Source organism: Pseudonocardia cypriaca, assembly GCF_006717045.1.
Lineage (GTDB): Bacteria > Actinomycetota > Actinomycetes > Mycobacteriales > Pseudonocardiaceae > Pseudonocardia > Pseudonocardia cypriaca.
Genome location: NZ_VFPH01000002.1, coordinates 784612 through 803330 on the forward strand (window position 1 = coordinate 784612; position 18719 = coordinate 803330).

The 18719-nt window shown below is 72.3% G+C and carries 18 protein-coding genes and 1 tRNA gene; 4 read left to right on the plus strand and 15 right to left on the minus strand.

Features of this window, described 5'->3' with window-relative positions; genetic code table 11:
* Window positions 1-282: 282 nt before the first annotated feature.
* Window positions 283-582 (minus strand): hypothetical protein, encoded by a 300-nt coding sequence (locus FB388_RS21240; RefSeq protein WP_211362151.1) that lies wholly within the window; start codon window positions 580-582, stop codon window positions 283-285.
* A gap of 455 nt (window positions 583-1037) precedes the next feature.
* On the opposite strand from FB388_RS21240, the gene FB388_RS21245 reads away from it, so the two are divergent.
* The 3 genes from FB388_RS21245 (at window position 1038) to FB388_RS21255 (ending at window position 4194) form a co-directional block, all read left to right on the plus strand.
* Window positions 1038-2042: an acyl-CoA desaturase gene (locus tag FB388_RS21245; RefSeq protein ID WP_142103988.1), complete on the plus strand. Its 1005-nt coding sequence runs from the start codon at window positions 1038-1040 to the stop codon at window positions 2040-2042.
* Window positions 1970-3016, plus strand: a complete 1047-nt coding sequence (locus tag FB388_RS21250; RefSeq protein ID WP_246122245.1) for a diacylglycerol/lipid kinase family protein — start codon at window positions 1970-1972, stop codon at window positions 3014-3016. Before FB388_RS21245 ends, FB388_RS21250 begins: the two co-directional genes overlap by 73 nt.
* A gap of 257 nt (window positions 3017-3273) precedes the next feature.
* A complete protein-coding gene (locus FB388_RS21255) occupies window positions 3274-4194 on the plus strand; it encodes an alpha/beta fold hydrolase (protein WP_281290445.1) in 921 nt (306 codons plus the stop codon).
* Window positions 4195-4483: 289 nt separating this feature from the next.
* Here the strand turns inward: FB388_RS21255 and FB388_RS21260 are convergent, their stop codons facing one another.
* From FB388_RS21260 to FB388_RS21325, 14 genes are all read right to left on the minus strand, one after another.
* A complete protein-coding gene (locus FB388_RS21260; RefSeq protein WP_342787922.1) occupies window positions 4484-5176 on the minus strand; it encodes an SDR family oxidoreductase in 693 nt (230 codons plus the stop codon).
* Between the two features lie 735 nt (window positions 5177-5911).
* Window positions 5912-8200, minus strand: coding sequence for an AAA family ATPase (locus tag FB388_RS21265; RefSeq protein ID WP_246122249.1), 2289 nt, complete (start codon window positions 8198-8200; stop codon window positions 5912-5914).
* A gap of 491 nt (window positions 8201-8691) precedes the next feature.
* Window positions 8692-8765: transfer RNA gene (locus tag FB388_RS21270), tRNA-Pro, on the minus strand.
* A 242-nt stretch (window positions 8766-9007) separates the two neighbouring features.
* Window positions 9008-10150, minus strand: coding sequence for a sensor histidine kinase (locus tag FB388_RS21275; protein WP_246122251.1), 1143 nt, complete (start codon window positions 10148-10150; stop codon window positions 9008-9010).
* Window positions 10147-10788 (minus strand): response regulator, encoded by a 642-nt coding sequence (locus FB388_RS21280; RefSeq protein ID WP_142103990.1) that lies wholly within the window; start codon window positions 10786-10788, stop codon window positions 10147-10149. Before FB388_RS21280 ends, FB388_RS21275 begins: the two co-directional genes overlap by 4 nt.
* 28 nt (window positions 10789-10816) lie before the next feature.
* Window positions 10817-12226, minus strand: a complete 1410-nt coding sequence (gene der, locus FB388_RS21285) for a ribosome biogenesis GTPase Der (RefSeq protein ID WP_142106168.1) — start codon at window positions 12224-12226, stop codon at window positions 10817-10819.
* 23 nt (window positions 12227-12249) lie between these two features.
* On the minus strand, window positions 12250-12855 hold the full coding sequence (locus FB388_RS21290; protein WP_142106169.1) for a lysophospholipid acyltransferase family protein: 606 nt from the start codon (window positions 12853-12855) through the stop codon (window positions 12250-12252).
* 35 nt (window positions 12856-12890) lie between these two features.
* The gene (cmk, locus tag FB388_RS21295; protein ID WP_425468568.1) at window positions 12891-13595 is read right to left on the minus strand and encodes a (d)CMP kinase; all 705 of its coding nucleotides are present in this window, start codon (window positions 13593-13595) and stop codon (window positions 12891-12893) included.
* A 122-nt stretch (window positions 13596-13717) separates the two neighbouring features.
* Complete coding sequence (aroH, locus tag FB388_RS21300; RefSeq protein ID WP_142103991.1) at window positions 13718-14080, minus strand: chorismate mutase; 363 nt, start codon at window positions 14078-14080, stop codon at window positions 13718-13720.
* Complete coding sequence (locus FB388_RS21305; RefSeq protein WP_142103992.1) at window positions 14080-14856, minus strand: pseudouridine synthase; 777 nt, start codon at window positions 14854-14856, stop codon at window positions 14080-14082. The genes aroH and FB388_RS21305 overlap by 1 nt, the downstream gene beginning before the upstream one ends.
* 19 nt (window positions 14857-14875) lie before the next feature.
* Entirely contained in the window at window positions 14876-15526 is a 651-nt protein-coding gene (gene scpB / locus FB388_RS21310; RefSeq protein WP_142103993.1) for an SMC-Scp complex subunit ScpB, read from the minus strand.
* The gene (locus tag FB388_RS21315; protein ID WP_142103994.1) at window positions 15519-16334 is read right to left on the minus strand and encodes a segregation and condensation protein A; all 816 of its coding nucleotides are present in this window, start codon (window positions 16332-16334) and stop codon (window positions 15519-15521) included. The genes scpB and FB388_RS21315 overlap by 8 nt, the downstream gene beginning before the upstream one ends.
* Before the next feature lie 76 nt (window positions 16335-16410).
* Window positions 16411-17343 (minus strand): ParA family protein, encoded by a 933-nt coding sequence (locus FB388_RS21320; RefSeq protein ID WP_142103995.1) that lies wholly within the window; start codon window positions 17341-17343, stop codon window positions 16411-16413.
* Window positions 17344-17538: 195 nt separating this feature from the next.
* Window positions 17539-18291 (minus strand): DeoR/GlpR family DNA-binding transcription regulator, encoded by a 753-nt coding sequence (locus FB388_RS21325; protein WP_142103996.1) that lies wholly within the window; start codon window positions 18289-18291, stop codon window positions 17539-17541.
* Between the two features lie 50 nt (window positions 18292-18341).
* On the opposite strand from FB388_RS21325, the gene FB388_RS21330 reads away from it, so the two are divergent.
* Window positions 18342-18710 carry a DUF4406 domain-containing protein gene (locus FB388_RS21330; protein WP_246122257.1) on the plus strand — a complete coding sequence of 123 codons (369 nt, stop codon included), beginning with the start codon at window positions 18342-18344 and terminating at the stop codon, window positions 18708-18710.
* Window positions 18711-18719: the final 9 nt, after the last annotated feature.

Consider the following 18719-nt stretch of genomic DNA (forward strand, 5'->3'; position numbering starts at 1 on the left):
ACCGTGTGCACGGGGGAGCATGCTGAAGCGGTCACGAGCGGTGTTCCAGGTTGTGGAACGTCATGGACGGACGGAACCCGGGAGCCGGCATCGTCGACTACGACTTCTTTCACTATGACGCTTCTGGAATCGTCGCGACGGCTTCGCCGGCGATGGTGAGCAGCGTTGCCCCGGGCCTTGCGTCGATGTGGACGATCAGGTCGAACACCGGTCACCTCCAGGGCAGCAGCCATCGACGTGGCCGATGTACTGCATGCTCCACGAGCGGCCGGTTGCGCATGATCAGCGCGGTCGGCGCCACGCGCGGGTGGACGCAATCCACTCGAGGGTGGCGCGAGGGTCCTCGCCCAGCTCCCGGGACAGTCGCATGATCGCCTCACCGGCGATGGCAGTGACCTCGATCAGCACGTGCTCGGCATCGCTGCTGGCGGTGACCGCGTCCATAAGGGCTGCGAGGTCCATGTGTTCCGCCGTGGGCTGCTCATCGGCACGGCCGGTGAGCGCATCCTCGATCTCCGCGGCCACGAGCCGGCGAGCCAAATCGGCCCATCGATTCTCGTCTTCGGTGTTCACCACCTGCATCACCCTCTCGCGCCCCTGGCTCAGATTCCGATTCCCACACCGAGCCCCAGCCAACCGACCGTGGCACGCGTATCAAGACCAGCGAAGGGGCTACTCGGTGACTCGCGCGGGATCAGCAGCCGAACCGCGGCACCTTTTCCTGATCAGCACACCCGCCACCCAACGGCGGATCTTTCCCGCTCGCCGCGGCCGCGACCCGCTGCTGAGGGCCCTCCCGGCGTCGTGGGGCAGTGTCGGCCGCATCACCCCCGGAGGGCGAGTTGCAGCTCGCTCCCGGGGTATTCGGTAAGGGACCAGCGGCGAGGCCAGCGCCGCCGACCGGTCGCCGTTCGTACAGCACCCCGGACAGACGGAATCCACCGATGGTCCGGGCCGCACACCACCTTTGCACCGGCTGTGCCCGGATCTGGGCTCGGGCTGGCATCCACGCCTGACAAACGAGGACAACTCTGAGCATGACGACTTCGACGCACGGGACAACCGCCCCCGGCGCCACGAGACCCGCGCTCGATCGGAGGGCCGGCGTCGCCAAGCCGGTACTCGACGGGCGACGACCTCCCGGTGAGAGCGCACTGGTCTATTTCTTCACCCTCGTCCCGATGCTGGCCCTGGTTGCAGCCGTTCCGATGGCCTGGGGCTGGGGACTGAGCTGGCTTGACGTCGGGCTCGCTGTCGGCTTCTACCTGCTTTCCGGCCTCGGGGTGACCGTCGGGTTCCACCGCTACTTCACCCACCGCGCCTTCAAGGCAAACCGGGGCCTGCGCAACGGCCTCGCGATCGCCGGTAGCACGGCCTTGCAGGGCGATGTGATCACGTGGGTCGCCGACCACCGCCGCCACCACGCCTTCTCCGACAAGGAGGGCGACCCGCACTCCCCGTGGCTGTTCGGCACCACCCCGGGCGCGCTGGCCAAGGGCTTCTTCCACGCCCACCTCGGCTGGCTGTTCGGCCGGAACCGCACCAACGCAGCTCGCTTCACCCCAGATCTGCTCGCCGACCGCGACATCACCCGCATCGGCCGGCTGTTCCCACTGTGGACAGTGCTCAGCCTGCTCACCCCCGCACTGCTCGGGGGCCTGATCAGCATGTCGGTCTGGGGTGCGGTCACGGCGTTCTTCTGGGCCGGGCTGGTCCGCGTGGCGGTGCTGCACCACGTCACCTGGTCGATCAACTCGATCTGCCACATGATCGGCGAGCGTCCGTTCGCCGGTCAGGGCAAGGCCACCAACGTATGGCCGTTGGCGATCCTGTCCATGGGCGAGTCCTGGCACAACCTGCACCACGCCGACCCGACCTGCGCCCGCCACGGCGTACAGCCCGGGCAGGTCGACATGTCCGCGCGCATCATCTGGCTCTTCGAGAAGCTGGGCTGGGCACACACCGTGCGGTGGCCCACGCCCTCCCGCCTGGCCAAACTCGGTGCCCACGCAGCCAGACCGTCCACCACGACGATCCGATGACCTCCAGGGCTGCCGACAAGGGAATCGTTGAGCGCGCTACAAGTCCGGCCTGCGGCGCTGACGGCGCAGGTGCCGACCGGCGCGGTGAGACCGGGACCCCGTTCGACCGGATCGTCCTGATCTACAACCCACAGAGCACCGGCGACGCGCCGCGGCTGGCCGAGGAGCTGCACGCCGATCTGACGAGGCGGTTGCCGCAGGTCCCAGTGGTCATGCGGCCAACGGAACATGCAGGTCATGCCCGATATCTAGCCAGGGAAGCTGCGCAGACCGGCCATCCGCTCATCGTGTCGGTCAGCGGCGACGGGGGCTACAACGAGGTCGTCGACGGTGTCATGCAGGCCGGCAACGAGCACGCGGTCTGCGCGGTGAAGGCAGCGGGCAACGCGAACGACCACCGCAGAGCCACCGCCGAGCGCCCACTGGTCGATGCCGTCGTCGCCGGCAAGATCCGCCGGATCGACCTGCTCCGCCTCACCATCGGCGACGGCGACGACACGCGATCGCGGTATGCCCACTCCTACATCGGCATAGGCCTGACGCCGGTGGTGGCGATCGACCTGGAGAAGGGCGGCAAGGGATCGTTCAAGGAGATCGTGTCCGTGATCCGAACCTTCGCCAAGTTCCGGCCCTTCACGATCCAGCTCGAGGACGGCGGCCGGCGCAGGTTCGACAGCCTCCTGTTCGCGAACATCGCCGAGATGGCCAAATACGCCACCCTCAGCGAGTCCGGCCGCCCCGACGACGGCCGGTTCGAGGTGATCACCCTGCCGCACACCGCGAAGTGGCGGATCCTCGGCGTCGCCATCCGAGCGGCGACCCGCGGCCTCGGCCCGCAGCCCACCGCCGAGCATTACGCCTTCACCACCCTCAAACCGACCCCCCTGCAGCTCGACGGCGAACTGCTGACCCTCGACCCCGCCACCTCGGTTCGCATCGACATCGCCCCCCACGCCCTGGCAACCGTGGGCTGAGCAAACGCCAGGCACTCGCGCGGCGCGGGGTCAGGGGCCGGGTCCACGATCCGAGCCTCAGCACCACCGCGACCGGCTGACAACCCTTCCCGCAGCAGATTCGAGAGTCCCCGATGGTGACCCTGCCGGCCGCTGCCTGAACCCCCGCACGGGAGCCATCCATGTCGACGATCTCGGCACCCAGCTCGCTCCGCCCACGCCGACGATCGAGCGTCCTACTGCGGCAGGCCTACGCCGCCCCCGTAACAAGGCGGGAGATGCTGCTGCACGGCCAGCGAGTAACGTTCCTGGAGGCTGGCGCTGACAGCGGCGGCCCGGTCGTCGTGTTGCTGCACGGCCTGGCCAGCAGCTCACAGACCTGGTCATCGGTCATGCCGCTCCTAGGCCGCCACGCCCACGTCATCGCCCCGGACCTGCTCGGTCACGGCCATTCCGCGAAGCCCCTCACCGGCGACTACTCGCTGGGCGCCTACGCGGCCGGACTGCGCGACCTCCTGGTCACGCTGGGCCTGGATCGGGCCACCGTCGCCGGACACTCCTTCGGTGGCGGGGTGGCGATGCAGTTCGCCTACCAGTTCCCGGAGCTGACCGAGCGCCTGGTCCTGGTGGCGAGTGGCGGCCTCGGCCAGGGCGTCACGATCGCCCTGCGTGCCGCCACGCTGCCCGGCACCCCGTTCGTCCTCCAAGCCCTCGCCACGCTCACCCCGCCGTGGCTGGCCAGAGTCGTCCACCGAGCCGTGCGGGCCGTGCCGGTGCTGGACGGGCCGGACCTCGAAGGGCTGGCCAGCGCGTTCACCTCCTTCACCGACGGCGGGGCGCGCGGCGCCTTCGCCCAGACCGTGCGCGGCACGTTGAACTGGTCGGGCCAGCGCCTGGAGGGCACCGAGCGGCTCTACCTGCTCGCCGAGGTCCCGGTGTTGCTCGTGGGTGGCAGCCGGGACTCGGTCATCCCGATCGAGCACACAGTGGCTGCTCACAACCTGCTGCCGGGCAGCAGGCTGCAGATCTTCGAGGGGGCGGGGCACTTCCCGCACGCCGAGCAACCGGCTCGGTTCGCCGAGCTGCTGACTCACTTCCTCACCGACACCAGGGCGGCGCAGTCGGACCTGCACTCACTGCGCCGCCGCCTGCAGTCCTCCGCAGGCCTGCACTCCCCCGCGGACGTCCCTGTCGCCTGACGAGCACGGTCCGAGGGCCCTGCCCGTCGACCCTGCCCGCCGGCCCTGCTCGCCGTAGCCACGGTCGCGTGCCAGGGGCACGATGACAGGCAAGCGGTAGAGCCAGCCCGACGACGTGGGTCGCGATCGGGCGATGTGTGAGCAGTATTCGCCTCACCCGGCGTCTTGAATCCGTAACGCCTGAGCCGAGAACGCCGACGACCACGCCCGGCATGTGCACATGCTGCACGCACCGACCTCGCCGACCTCTCGGCCGACGGTGGCGGCGCGGAAGCCGCCAGGCGGTCGATCAGGTGATCGGCGAGCCACCGGTGACGCCGACGACCTCCGAAGTGATGTAGCTCGACTCCTGGGACGCGAGGAAGACATAGATCGGCGCGAGCTCGGCGGGCTGGGCCGCCCGCCCCAGCGGCGCCTGCTCGCCGAACGACTCCACCTTCTCGGCCGGCATCGTCGCCGGAATCAGCGGCGTCCACACCGGCCCCGGTGCCACCGAGTTGACTCTGATGCCCTTCTCGGTGAGGTTGCTGCCAAGCCCCTTCGTGAAGTTGACGATCGCCGCCTTGGACGTCGCATAGTCGAGCAGGTGCGGCGAAGGGCTGAAGGCCTGGACCGAGGACGTCGTGATGATCGTGGAGCCCTCCGGCATGTGCGGGATCGCCGCCTTGCACAGCCAGAACATCGCATAGAGGTTGGTCTTCATCACCCGGTCGAACTGCTCGCTGGTGATCGCATCGATGCCGCCGTCCTGGGACATCTGGTACGCCGCATTGCTGACCAGGACGTCGATCTGCCCGAACTCCTGCACAGCCCGCTGGACAACGGCGCGGCACTGCACCTCGTCCCGCAGGTCACCGGGTACCGTCACAGCCCGGCGTCCGGCATCTTCGACGTGGCGCACCGTCTCCCGCGCGTCCTTCTCCTCGTCCTCCAGGTAAGAGATGAGCACATCGGCGCCCTCGCGGGCGAAGGCAAGAGCCACGGCTCGCCCGATCCCCGAGTCGCCACCTGTGATCACGGCCTTCTTGCCTTCGAGCCGTCCGCTACCCCGGTAGGTCCCTCGCCGTGGTCGGGCTTGACGTCGAGCTCGCCCGTGCGGCCGGGGTAGTCCACTGTCTGGCGACCGCTGCCCGGGGCAGCGTGCTGCTCGGTCGGGTCCTGCTGGGTGAACTGGTCCTGCCCCACTGATCGTCTCCGTCCGACGGCCGCTCGTGGCCATCGCGTTACCCCACAGCCGAAGGGCGAACCCTCGGATCTCCCGCGCTGTGTCCTGCCGATCGGTTCCGGCCCGCTGTATCGCCGCGCACGCGCTGCAGTCGTGCCCGCTGGACGTCGTGCACATCCTGGTGCTCGCCGCGGTCATCGCAACGCTCCGCGCCACCCGGGCCCCCGGTATCGCCACGGCTGACCTCGTCGCGACCGCCGCCGCCGGCCGAGCGGGCGCGTGCACTGCGACAGGTAATTGTCCTGCTCAAAGCCACCACCCCACTCCTGTCCGCGAGGACCTGTTCGTGGCGTCCTGAGGGCTATCCGGTCTCCGGTGTCCGCGTCCGCAGCGCGGACCGGTTTCGACTCGCAGAGCCCCGCTGGCGCAGGTAGACCGAGAGCACGGCAATCGACCCGACGGCCAGCATCCCGGACTGCCTGGAACACCGAGCCGTCGGTGAAGTTCGGGTGCGCCCGCGGACGCGGGGGTGGCTGGGAAGCCGGCGCGATCTCAGCGGGCCGCCGACCGGAGCCGCTGTTCGCGCTGCGTGCCGGACCGCCACCACACCCCCGGCGCTAAGCACCGAGTTGTGCTCGCGACGTTGCAGTCACCACTGCGGTCTTCCTGTACCGAGCCGAGGCGCGGAAGCGCCGGAAGGATCACGGGGATCCGCCCGATCGCCATGCCGGTGTGTCGGAGCTGTGCCCGCGGTGTGCGCGAGCCACTGCGCGCGGGCGTCGTCGACGGCCTGCAGCTCCGCAGCGCGGCCGTCGAGGGTGTCGGCCAGGGCGTGGTCCTGCGCGGATTCGGCGCGCAGGCGATCCCGCTCGGCAGGATCGGTGGCCTCGTCGGCCTCGGCGGCGCGCAGAGCGGCGGTCTGGCGGTGGGTGGCGGCGGCCTGGTGGGTGCCGGCGAGTTCGTTGCCCACGTAGCGGGGCGCCCACGCGGCTTCGCGCTCGTGCGCGCGGACCCGCACGCGAAGCTGCCCGTCGGACAGCTCCAGCTCCTCCCGGTCGATCTCCGGTCAGCCGAGGGCACGCCACGCGGCGCGGTAGGCGGCGTACTGCTCGACCTGCCCCGGCTTCGGCGCCGGACCGAGCGCATCGACGCCCTGCTCGTCGTGGCCGGCGAGTTCCCGCACCGCGGCGACCGATCCGGCGTGGCGCTCCCAGGCGCGCCGGTCGTCGGTGTCGGTCGGTACGGGCCCGAGCGCCTCGACCGCCCACGGTGCCGCCTGCGCGGCCGCCTCCCGGCCCGCCGCTGATCGGCTTCCTGGGCAAGGGTGGCGAGGTAGTCACGCCATTCCGGGTTGTCCACGCGCGGCGCCCAGTCGGCGAACGACTCCCCGACCGGATCGAGCCGGTCGCGGTACTCGTTGCGGATGCGGCTGTAGACGACGTTCGACAGGTTGCGAGCCCCGTCGAACGGCCGACCCGCGACCGCGTCGTGCAGGACCTGCCGCGGGTCGTGGCCGGCGAGTTCGGCGCGGCGCAGGATGCGAGTCAGGGACGCGGCGCCATCCTCGGCGGCGATCCGAGCCCGCTCATCCGGCCGGATCACGCCAGCGTGGGTGAGCTGGTCGAGCCAGGTCGCGGTGCGCTCGGTCGCGGCCAGCTGGGCGGCGTCGGCGAGCAGCTCCGCGGCCGTCCGCACGCTCCCGGCCTGCGCGGCGGCCTCGGTCGCCGTCGCGACCGCGGAGCGGTTCGCGGCCTCGGCCTGCACGGTGGCGTCGAGCGCCCGGGCGAGCACCGCAACCGGGTCGCGGTGCAGCGTGTGCTTCTCCTCCCGGCCCTGGGCTGGGTCGTCGACCCCGGTCAGGGTGGCGACGTGCGCGGTGTTGACCTCCCGCCCGCGCGACATCCCCACATACAACCCGCCCGGCCCGGTCCGGCCGGTGACGACGGTGTGCGTGGTGTCGACGGTGGTGCCCTGCGCAGCGTGCACCGTCGAGGCGTAGCCGAGCGCCAGGTGCTCGGCCACGTAGCAGGGCGGCAGCACCAGCCGTTCGCCCAGCACGTCCCCGTCCGGGGTGCGGCCCTCGACGACGGCGACCTCCAGGCCCCCGTCGGGCCGGACGGCCTGGACGCGGTAGTGCTCGCGGTTGATCGCGTGCCGACGGTTGCCCTCGTACCCGGCGATGCTCCAGTCCAGTTTGCGGGCCTCCACGAGATCCCCGACGCCGGCGACGGTGCCCTGCAAGCCGAGCGCCACCCCCGACTCCTGCACCTGGCCGAGCCGGACCAGTTCCGCCCGGACCTGTGCGGAGACGCGGGCGGCCTGCTCGTTGCTGTCCACAATCAGCAGCGACCGCCGCCCGGCCAGGGTGTCACCCAGCCACGCCCGCGCCGCGGACGCCTCGGCGTCCTCGGCGGTGCCGGAGTCGAGCAGGCGGCCGTGCTGGTGGTAGGTGCGCAGCACCGTCTCGTCCCCGGCCCGCAGCCGCAGCGACGCCTCCCGCTCCCACTCGTGGGTGAACCGGCGGGCCTCGGCCAGTTCATACCGGGCGCCGGACGCGGCGATCAGGTCCATGCCGCCGCCGGCGCCCACCGCGCCGAGCTGCTTGTGGTCCCCGACGAGCAGCAGCTTCGCCCCGGCGGCATCCACATGCAGGTGGATCGCGGCGAGCGCGGCGGTGTCGGTCATCGCGGACTCGTCGACCACGACGAGGTCGCCGGCGTGCAGCCGCAACGCCTCGTCGCCCTCCATCGGGCGTGGCCCGCCCGCGCCCGGACCGGCGGACAGCCGCTCCTGCGCGGCCAGCCACGCCGCCATGTTCGCGCGAGGCAGGCCTTCAGCCATGAGGAACCTCGGTCGCGATCGGCGACGTGGCGAGCCCGAATCCCCCCGCAGGCGTGGTCGCCGCAGGCGGTGATCGAGACCGCGCTCGCCGTGATGCAGGCTGGCTGGACCGAGTCCGACCTAAGCCGTGCGGTTTACGCGGACCGACCCCTCGGATCTGCAGATCACATCGTCCAAGCCGCGCCCCCTTGACTACGGCCGGGACACCGGACACACACTGGGGCCGACCGAGGCGCAGCCCACCTCGTACCGAGCTGAACCAGCCTGAAGTGACCGAAACCACATCGACGAGCTGGAGCAGAACGTGACCCCATTTCGGCCCGCCCGACGCCGTGCTCCAGATTTGCTCCAGTTGGCCGTGATTCAGTGTCCGCCAGGCCGACAAGCAAGATCATCAGTGAGCGTCAGCAAGATCGACTAGCGAGCTGTTCCCGCAGGTAGAAACGCCAATGGGCGGCTCCCTCGTGGTGAGGGTGCCGCCCATTGTGCCGTCGGGACGACAGGATTTGAACCTGCGACCCCTTGACCCCCAGTCAAGTGCGCTACCAAGCTGCGCCACGTCCCGGCCACCCCCCGCGGGGGCGGGATCAGCGTACCCCATGACCGATCAGCCCCGACCGGCCGGTCGTGGCTCCCCCCAACACGCCTGGTAGCCGCACCTGACCGTCCGCGCGCCGATGGCCCGGCGCAGCGGAGGCATCAGTCTCCGCAATGGCGGCGGCGTTGACCACCGTCGTCGGTAGCTCTTCGGGGGCGACTTTGGTAGGTACTCGGCGGTAGCAAGGACGTTACGTCCCGTTCGCCCGATCAGGGGAGCGCCGGCTCCTGGTCGGGGGCCTGCGTCAGGGGGGCCGGGGGTGCCGGTTCGAGCGGGAACGTCGCTCGCACCGCGAATCCGCCGTCGGGTCGTGGGAGGGCGGTGAGGCAACCACCGGCGGCGGTCACCCGCTCCGTGAGACCGGTGAGCCCGGCGCCACCACCGGCGTCGGAACGGCGCAGGGCGGCGGGGGCCGGGCCGTTGCGCACCTCCACGACCAGCTCGCCGGGCCGCCACTGCAGGTGGACCGAGACCGGGGCACCTGCGGCGTGCCGGGCCGCGTTGGTGAGCGACTCCTGCACCACGCGGTACACCGCGCGGCCGGTGCCGGGTGCGACCTCGACCGGGTCGCCGCACTCTTCGAACTCGACGGCCACACCCGCGGCGCGGGAGCCGGCCACCAGTGCGGTGACCTCCGTGAGACCCGCCACGTGCTCGCTGCCGTCGAGCAGACCGAGGGCGGCGCGCATCTCCGCGAGCGCGCGCTTGGCCAGCACCCGCAGCTGCTCAGCGCCGCGGCGGGTCTCCTCCTCCGTCGTGGAGGCGGCGATCGCGGCGGCGCCGACGGCGATCAGCGTGGCGTGGTGGCCGACCGCGTCGTGGATCTCCCGGCCGATCCTCGCCCGCTCCTGCGCCCGCGCCGCGTCCCGGGAGGCGGCGAGCGCCTCCTCGCGGGCGCGCTCGAGCTGCCGCAGGCTCTCGGTGAGGCGGGCCCGCGTGCTCACGAGCAGGCCGAGCGCGGCCGGCGCTCCCGCGTAGAGAGCGACGAACGCGACCGTCAGGACGATGCGGCCGACCGGGAGGTCCTGCGTGAGCAGCACGGGCGTGATGGACACCGCGACGGTGGCCACGAGCCACGGAACCAACGTGACGACCCGCCGGCAGCGCCGGCCGAGCGTGTAGAGCGCGACGATCGCAGGCGGCCAGCCGAGCCCGCCGGCGAGCGCCCAGAAGGAGCCGAGCAGCCCCAAGGGGGGCCACAGGTGCCGTAGCGGCAGCAGGACGCACGCGACGAGCGCCGCGACCACCGACCACTCGAACGGTGGGACGCCGAGCAGCACCGCGATCGCCGGGAGCACGACGGCGGCCAGCTCGACGAGCGCCCGCCGCAGCGGTGCGGGGATCATGGTCATGACAGTCCCCATCCCTGGGCGAGCAGCGCGGCCTGCACGCGGTTCTCCGCGCCGAGCTTGACGAGCAGCGCGGACACGTACTTCTTGACGGTGGCCTCGGCCAGCCCGAGCCGCTCCCCGATCGCGGCGTTCGAGTCGCCTGCGGCGAGCCCTCGCAGCACCTGCATCTCGCGCGGCGTCAGGTCGGCGAGCCGGGACGGGCCGGGACGCGCGGACCCGGCGGCGAGCCGCGGCAGGAGCCGGGCGGTGATCCGCGGGTCGAGGACGGCCCCGCCTGCCGCCAGGTCGAGCACGGCGCGCACCAGCGTGTCCGGCTCGGCGTCCTTGAGCAGGAACCCCTGCACGCCGAGCCGCAGCGCCTCGGCGACGTAGTCGTCGAGGTCGAAGGTGGTGAGCACGGCGGCGGGCGGCGCATCAGGACGGGCGCACAGCACGCGCAGCGCCTCGAGCCCGCCCACCCGCGGCATCTGGACGTCGACCAGCACGACGTCCGGCCGGTGCGCGTCGACCGCAGCGAGCATCGCGGCGCCGTCCTCGGCCTGCCCTACCACCTCGACGGCGCCGCCGGCCTCGAGCACGGTGCGCAGTCCGGCCCGCATCAGGGGTTCGTCGTCGGCGAGCACGACTCGGACCGGCACCCGTCCAGGGTAACCAGCTTCCCCCTGATCAGCCCTTACGGCCGCGCTTCTCCCGCACGCGCACCGAGATGCGGATGGGCGATCCGGCGAACCCGAACTCCTCACGCAGCCGTCGCTCCAGGAACCGCCGGTAGCCGGCCTCCAGGAATCCGCTGCTGAACAGCACGAACGTCGGCGGTCGGGTCTGGGCCTGCGTGGCGAAGAGCACCCGCGGCTGCTTGCCGCCGCGCACCGGGGGCGGGGTCGCGGCGATCACGTCCGCGAGCCAGCCGTTGAGCCGGCCGGTCGGGATCCGCTTGTCCCAGGACGCGAGCGCGGTGCGCAGGGCGGGGGCGATCTTCGCGACGGCCCGGCCGGTGAGCGCCGAGACGTTGACCCGCTCCGCCCACGGCACGCGCACGAGGTCGCGCTCGAGCTCGCGCTTCATGGCGTGGCGGCGGTCCTCGTCGACGAGGTCCCACTTGTTGAACACCAGCACGAGCGCCCGCCCGGCCTCCTCCACCATGGTGATCACGCGCTGGTCCTGCTCGGCGATCGGCTCGCTCGCGTCGATCAGCACGACGGCCACCTCGGCGGCCTCGATCGCGGCCCGCGTGCGGAGGCTCGCGTAGTACTCCATGCCGCTCGCGGTCTGCACGCGCTTGCGCAGACCCGCGGTGTCGACGAACCGCCAGACCTCGCCGTCGAGCTCGACGAGCGAGTCGACCGGGTCGACGGTGGTGCCCGCGACGTCGTGCACGACGGAGCGCAGCTCGCCGGAGACGCGGTTGAGCAGGCTGGACTTGCCGACGTTCGGCTTGCCGACGAGCGCGACGCGCCGCGGTCCCGTGCCGCCCGCGCCGAAGTCGTCGCGCGGAGTCTCCGGCAACGCGGCGAGAACCGCGTCCAGCAGGTCGCCGGAGCCGCGCCCGTGCAGCCCGCTGACGGGGTAGGGCTCCCCCAGCCCGAGGCGCCAGAGCGCCGCGGTGTCGGACACGAGCCGGTCGTCGTCGACCTTCGTGGCGGCGAGCAGAACGGGCCGCTCGGAGCGGCGCAGCACCCGCGCCACCGCCTCGTCGGTCGCCGTGGCACCGACGCTCGCGTCGACGACGAGCAGCACCGCGTCGGCAGTCTGCATGGCGAGCTCGGCCTGTGCGGCGACGGCCGCCTGCAGGCCGGTGGCGTCGGGTTCCCAGCCCCCGGTGTCGACGAGCGTGAACCGCCGTCCGTTCCACAGCGCGTCGTAGGCGACGCGGTCCCGGGTGACGCCGGGGATGTCCTGCACGACCGCCTCGCGGCGGCCGATGAGCCGGTTGACCAGCGTCGACTTCCCGACGTTCGGCCGCCCCACGACGGCGAGCACCGGGGCGGGCGGTGCCGCTCCGGTGTCCTCATCCGCTGGGGCGCCGGGGCTGTCGGGTGCCCCGAACTCGTCGGGGTCCAGTCCCAGCGCCGCCATGGCGGCGCGGTCGTCGGTTCCGTTCACGTCTTGCTCCGTATGTCATCAAGTTCGCGGACCATGGTGGCCAGCTCTGCCCGCACGGTCTCGGTGGCGGCCACCAGGCCGGCGCGCCCGCCACCGGCAGGGACGGTCAAGGGCTCCCCCACGACGATGTCGACGCGAGGCCGCCATCGACGACCGGAGCCGTCGGGAGGCCGGGTTCCCCGCGACACGACCGGGAGCACGGTGGCCCCGCTGGTGCGGGCCAGCCATGCCGCTCCGTGCTCCGCAGCCGCGACGTCGCCGCTGCCGCGGGTGCCCTCCGGGAACACGCCGACGAGGCCACCGCCGCGCAGCACGCCTATCGCCGCCGTCAGCGGCCGCCGGTCGGCCACGCCGCGGCGCACCGGCAACTGCCCGATCCGCCGCAGGCCCCAGCCGGCGACACCGCTGAACATCTCCTGCTTCACCCAGAACACCGCACGGCGCCCGAGTAGTCCGAAGAGCAGCGGTCCGTCGACGAACGCGCTGTGGTTGGCGACGACGACCACGGGACCGTGGGCCGGGATCCGCTCCCGGTGGTGGATGTGGACCCGGTAGAAGGGGAGGAACATCCAGGACCCCAACCAGCGGCCGAGGTCGTGCATCCACGGCCACGCGCCCGGCGGGAGGTCGGGAGAGTTCACGCGACCATCCCGCGGTCCTTCACCAGCCGCAGCAGCTCTGTGAGCACGTCCTCGACGGACAGCTCGTCGGTGTCGAGCACGAGCGCGTCCGGGGCGGCGTGCAGCGGGGAGGTCTTGCGGGTGGAGTCGAGCTGGTCGCGGCGGCGGACGTCGGCGAGCACCGCGTCGTGGTCGGCGAGCCGGCCGGCCTTGCGGTCCTGCGCCTCCCGGCGCGCGGCCCTGATGTCCTCGGACGCGGTGAGGTAGACCTTGAGCGGCGCGTCCGGGACCACGACGCTCCCGATGTCGCGGCCCTCGACGACGATGCCGCCGCAGCCCCCGAGCGCGTCGTCGATCAGGGCGCGCTGGCGTTCCACGAGTGCGGCCCGGACCCCGCGGATCGCGGACACCGCGCTGACCGCCGCCGTGACGGCGGCGCCGCGGATCTCGGACTCCACGTCCTCGCCGGAGAGGCGGATCGCCGGGGCCGCCGGGTCGGTGACCGACTCCAGGTCGGCAACGGCGGCCACCGCGACCTTCTCGGTGTCCGACTCGGTGCCGTCGAGCCCGGACCGCAGCACGGCGAGCGTGAGCGCGCGGTACATCGCCCCGGTGTCGAGGTAGGCGGCACCGCAGGCGAGAGCCAGCCGTCGCGAGACGGTGGACTTCCCCGTCCCGGACGGTCCGTCCATCGCCACGACCCCGTGCAGCCGCCCGGTCACCGCATGCCCCCTGGTTCTCGGGCCCTGGTGGCCCGTCCTGCCGCGCGCCTCCGCGGGCCGCCGACCATCATGCCTTGTCGCACGTGGCGGCCCGGCGCCCGGGCGGTTCCCTTGCGCGGTTCCTACTGGGGCAGGTCGGTGCGCAGGGCGGCGGCGCCGCGCAGGTAGACGTGGCGCAGCTCGGACCTCGCCAGCGGGGTGTCGACGTGGGCGAGCAGCCGCAGGGTGCGGGGCAGCGCGCCCGGAACGGCGATCTCCGACGCGCACAGCAGCGGCACGTCGGTGAGGCCGAGCAGCCGGGCGGCGTACGCGGGGAACTCGGCGGTGAGGTCCGTGGTGGCCGTGAAGACGATGGAGATGATGTCGTCGGCCGTGAGGTCGTTGCGCTCCAGCACGGCGGTGACGAGCTCGGCGGAGCCCTTTAGGATCTCCTCGCGGGTGTCGCCGTCGACCTGGATGGCGCCGCGGATCGCGCGAACCGGCACTACATCCCCACGGAGCGGTAGAGCGAGCCGACCTCCGCGCGGGTGAGCGGCCGGAAGCGACCGGGCCGCTGGTCGCCCAGCCGGACGTCGCCGATCGCGGTGCGCACGAGTCGCTGCACCGGGTGCCCGACCTCGTCGAGGAGCCTGCGCACCACGTGCTTGCGGCCCTCGTGGATCACCAGCTCCACCAGCGACCGCCCGGGCGTGGAGTCGACCAGCTTGAACGAGTGCACCCCCACCGGGCCGTCGTCCAGCTCCACGCCGTCCCGCAGCCGCTTGCCGAGGTCGCGCGGCACCTGGCCGATCACCTCGGCGAGGTAGGTCTTCTCGATCTCGTAGGAGGGGTGCATGAGCCGGTGGCCGAGCTCGCCGTCGTTGGTGAGCAGCAACAGGCCCTCGGTGTCGGCGTCGAGGCGTCCGACGTGGAACAGCCGCGCCCGGGGTGATCCGGTGAAGTGCTCGTCGACGATGCCGCGCTCCACGACGAGGTCGCCGACGCAGGGGCGCCCCCGGTCGTCGTGCATCGTGGAGAGGATGCCGCGTGGCTTGTTCAGGGCGAGGTGCACGAGATCGTCCTGGAGGACGATCCGGGAGCCGTCGACGTGCACGACGGCCGTCTCGGGGTCGATGCGGCGGCCCATCTCGCGCACGACCTTGCCGTCGACGCTCACGCGGCCGGCCGCGATCAGCTCCTCGGCGGCACGCCGGGACGCAACGCCGGCCTGGGCCAGCACCTTCTGCAGGCGGACGCCATCGGTTCGCGCGCCTGTGGTCATGTCATTCATTCCGGAGATCTCACAGTTCGTCGATCGCATCGACGTCGGGAAGCAGGGGGGCGAGCGGGGGCAGCTCCTCGAGGGACGAGAGCCCCAGCCGCTCGAGGAACAGCTCGGTGGTGCGGAACAGCGTGCCCTGGGTGGCGGGATCGACGCCCGCCTCCTGCACGAGACCGCGGGTGAGCAGGGTGCGCAGCACGCCGTCGCAGTTGACGCCGCGGACCGCGGCCACCCGGGCCCGGGTGACCGGCTGCCGGTAGGCCACCACGGCCAGGGTCTCCATGGCGGCGCGGGTGAGCCTGGCCCGCTGGCCGTCGAGCAGGAGGCGCTCGACGTACCGGGCGTGGACGTCGCGGGTGTAGAAGCGCCAGCCGCCACCCGCGTGCCGCAGATCGATCCCCCGCTGCTGTGCCGCGTACAGCGCGGACAGGCGCAGGAGCGCCTCCCGCACCCGCGCCACGGGCTGGTCGAGGGCCTGCGCGAGCGTCTCCTCGTCGGTGGGCGCGTCGACCACCAGCAGCAACGCCTCCAGCGCTGCGTCGAGGGCGGCGTCGTCGGCGAGCTCGTCGGAGCCGGGCTCGTCGACGGCGAGCCCTGGGCCGAGCTCCTCGGGCGCGACGGGGACGAGGTCGAGTACGGCGGCGGCGAGGTCGGACGGGGTGTCAGTCATCGGTGCTGGGAGCCTGCTCGGGCTGTTCGTGAGCGGATGGTGTCCAGCGTACTGTCAGCTCTCCGAACGGTTCCGGCTGCTGCAGCTCCACCGAGCGGTCCCGGTACAGCTCGAGCACCGCGAGGAACCGGGCCACCACCTCGAGGGGGTTCGCGCAGTCGGCGGTGAGGTCGGCGAACGTGGCCGCGCCCAGCTCGGCGAGCCGCTCGCGCAGGATCGCGGCGTGCTCGGCCACCGACACCGGCACGCCGTGCAGGTGGTCGATCCCGACCGTCGGCGGTGGCTTCGGCCGGAACACCGACGCGGCGAGCGCGGCGAACGCCTCCGGGTCGACGCCGAGCAGCACCTCCGGCAGCAGCGCCGAGAACCTCTCCTCCAGCGCGACCGAGCGCGGGAACCGCCGCTGCGCCCCGGCCTCCAGCTCGACGAAGAGCCCGGCCACCTGCTTGTAGGCGCGGTACTGCAGCAGGCGGGCGAAGAGCAGGTCGCGGGCCTCCAGCAGCGCGAGGTCCTCGGCGTCCTCCACCTCGGCGTTCGGCAGCAGCCGGGCGGCCTTCAGGTCCAGCAGCGTGGCCGCGATCACCAGGAACTCGGTGGTCTCGTCCAGGTCGGCGTCGTCGCCCAGCGCGGCGAGGTGCGCGATGAAGTCGTCGGTGACGGTGTGCAGCGCCATCTCGGTGATGTCGAGCTCGTGCTTGCCGATGAGCTGCAGCAGCAGGTCGAACGGACCCTCGAAGTTGTGCAGCCGCACCTGGAAGCGCGGGCGCGCCGGTGCGACCACCGGCACGTCGTCGTCGACGACCGTCACCCGCCCGGACCTCGCTGTGCTCGGAACGGCGATCGACCGGGGCCGCGGTACGCGCCGGGCTCGCTCACGGGCTCGCTCACCGCGCGAGCACCTCACGGGCCAGCAGCCGGTACGACTGCGCGCCGTTCGACGCGGGTGCCCACGTGGTGATCGGCTCCCCGGCGACGGTGGTCTCGGGGAAGCGCACGGTCCGGTTGATCACGGCCTCGAACACGAGGTCGCCGAACGCCTCGATCACCCGCTGGCGCACCTCCTTGGTGTGCAGCGTGCGCGGGTCGAACATCGTGGCGAGGATGCCGAGGATCTTCAGGTCCGGGTTGAGGCGCTGCTGGACCTTGTCGATGGTGTCCATCAGCAGCGCGACCCCGCGCAGGGAGAAGAACTCGCAGGCCAGCGGGATGAGGATGGCTTCGGCGCAGGCGAGCGCGTTTATCGTGAGCAGGCCGAGCGAAGGCTGGCAGTCGATGAGGATGACGTCGTAGCGGTCGAGCACCGGCTTGATCGCCCGCCCGAGCGCCTGCTCCCGGCCGACCTCGGTGACGAGCTGCACCTCCGCCGCGGACAGGTCGATGTTGCTGGGCAGCAGGTCCATGCCCTCGACGTTCGTGGGCCGGATGATGTCGTCGATCTCGGCTCCCCGCTCCATGAGCAGGTTGTAGATCGTGGTCTCCAGCTCGTGCGCCTGCACGCCGAGGCCGACGGACAGCGCACCCTGCGGGTCGAAGTCGACGAGCAGCACCTTGCGCCCGTACTCCGCGAGCGCCGCCCCGAGGTTTATGGTCGACGTCGTCTTGCCGACGCCGCCCTTCTGGTTCGCGACCGCGATGACCCGGGCCGGGCCGTGCTCGGTCAGCGGAGCAGGTTCCGGCACCTTCAAGTGCTGTCTCCCCGCGGAGTCGGCGGCGGCGGCGTCCAGCTCGCCACCCTCGTAGTCGCCATACTGTTCGTCGCCGTTCGTCTCGTGGTCGAGCGGCTCCGGGCGGGGGGTGAAGGGCCGCGGCGTGTTCATGCGGTCTCCGGTCTCTGGCGGGCGGCCCAGTAGGGGCCGATTCGCGCAGCGTAAGAGTCCGGGTGGACGACCGCCAACGCACCCCGCCGCGTGTCGGCCGACCTGTCGGCCGGATGTGGCCGACGCAGCCGGAACGTTACCGCCCGATGGCCGGGAGGTTCGGGTGCCCTCCGTCCGTGGGCGTGTCGCGGGCGGCTAGGCCACCACCTGGACGCCTGCCGCCAGCAGTTCGCGCATCGCCGGAACGTCCGGGTCCGCGTCCGTGACCAGGCCCGTGACGTCGTCGAGCGGCAGCACGGCGAACCGCGACGCCGCCCCGACCTTCTCCGCGCTCGCGAGCACGTAGGTGTCGGCGGCGCGGCGGGAGAGGGCCCGCTTCATGGCGGCCTCGTCGGCGTCGCCGGTGGTGAGGCCGGCCTGGTGGTGCACGCCGGTGACGCCGAGCAGGAACACGTCGGCCGTGACGGACTGCGCCGCCTCGACCGCGGCCGCGCCGCACGTCACGAGCGAATGCTTGAACAAGCGCCCGCCGAGCAGGAACACCTCGACGTCGCGGTGGTCGACCAGCGCAGCCGCCACGGTCGGGCTGTGCGTGACGACGGTGGCGGCGAGGTCGAGCGGGAGCGCCCTCACGACGGCCAGCGCGGTGGTGCCCCCGTCGATGATCGCCGTGCTCCCCGGTGCGACGAGCCGGGCGGCCACGGCGGCGACCCGTTCCTTGCTCGCCGGTTCCACGCGTTCGCGCCCGGCGTGGTCGGCGATGGCAGGCGAGACCGGGAGCGCTCCGCCGTAGACGCGCTGGCAGAGCCCGGCGGCGGCGAGCTCGCGCAGGTCGCGCCGCACGCTGTCCTCCGAGACGCCGAGCTCCGCTGCGAGGTCCTTCGCGACCAGGCGCCCGTCGACGCGGAGGCGTTCGAGGAGGAGGTCCCGGCGCTGGGCGGCGAGCATGCACGTTCTCCCTTGTTCTTTCCGACTTCTGCACATTACTCTGCCGAGTCGTGTCGACTCCACTGATGGTCCTGATCGCCGGCCCCTACCGGTCCGGCACCGGCGACGACCCCGAACTCATGGCCGCCAACCTCGGCCGGCTGGAGGAGGCGGCGTGGCCGCTGTTCCGGGCCGGGCACGTACCGATGATCGGCGAATGGGTCGCGCTCCCCGTGCTGCGCAGCGCGGGCGCGACCGGCGTCACCGACCCCCTGGCCGAGCAGGTCATGTACCCGACGGCCGAGCGGCTGCTGCAGCACTGCGACGGCGTCCTGCGGCTCCCCGGCGAGTCGAAGGGTGCCGACCAGGACGTCACGATCGCCCGCGAGCGCGAGATCCCGGTCTGGCACCGGCTGGAGGACGTGCCCGGCTGCGGGTGACCCCGCGAG

Coding starts and splice junctions, on each gene's coding strand:
- FB388_RS21240 (WP_211362151.1), bottom strand. CDS start 582: ATGCAGGTGGTGAACACCGAAGACGAGAATCGATGGGCCGATTTGGCT.
- FB388_RS21245 (WP_142103988.1), top strand. CDS start 1,038: ATGACGACTTCGACGCACGGGACAACCGCCCCCGGCGCCACGAGACCC.
- FB388_RS21255 (WP_281290445.1), top strand. CDS start 3,274: ATGCTGCTGCACGGCCAGCGAGTAACGTTCCTGGAGGCTGGCGCTGAC.
- FB388_RS21265 (WP_246122249.1), bottom strand. CDS start 8,200: ATGGCTGAAGGCCTGCCTCGCGCGAACATGGCGGCGTGGCTGGCCGCG.
- FB388_RS21275 (WP_246122251.1), bottom strand. CDS start 10,150: ATGACCATGATCCCCGCACCGCTGCGGCGGGCGCTCGTCGAGCTGGCC.
- der (WP_142106168.1), bottom strand. CDS start 12,226: ATGGCGGCGCTGGGACTGGACCCCGACGAGTTCGGGGCACCCGACAGC.
- FB388_RS21290 (WP_142106169.1), bottom strand. CDS start 12,855: ATGCACGACCTCGGCCGCTGGTTGGGGTCCTGGATGTTCCTCCCCTTC.
- FB388_RS21305 (WP_142103992.1), bottom strand. CDS start 14,856: ATGACCACAGGCGCGCGAACCGATGGCGTCCGCCTGCAGAAGGTGCTG.
- scpB (WP_142103993.1), bottom strand. CDS start 15,526: ATGACTGACACCCCGTCCGACCTCGCCGCCGCCGTACTCGACCTCGTC.
- FB388_RS21320 (WP_142103995.1), bottom strand. CDS start 17,343: ATGAACACGCCGCGGCCCTTCACCCCCCGCCCGGAGCCGCTCGACCAC.
- FB388_RS21325 (WP_142103996.1), bottom strand. CDS start 18,291: ATGCTCGCCGCCCAGCGCCGGGACCTCCTCCTCGAACGCCTCCGCGTC.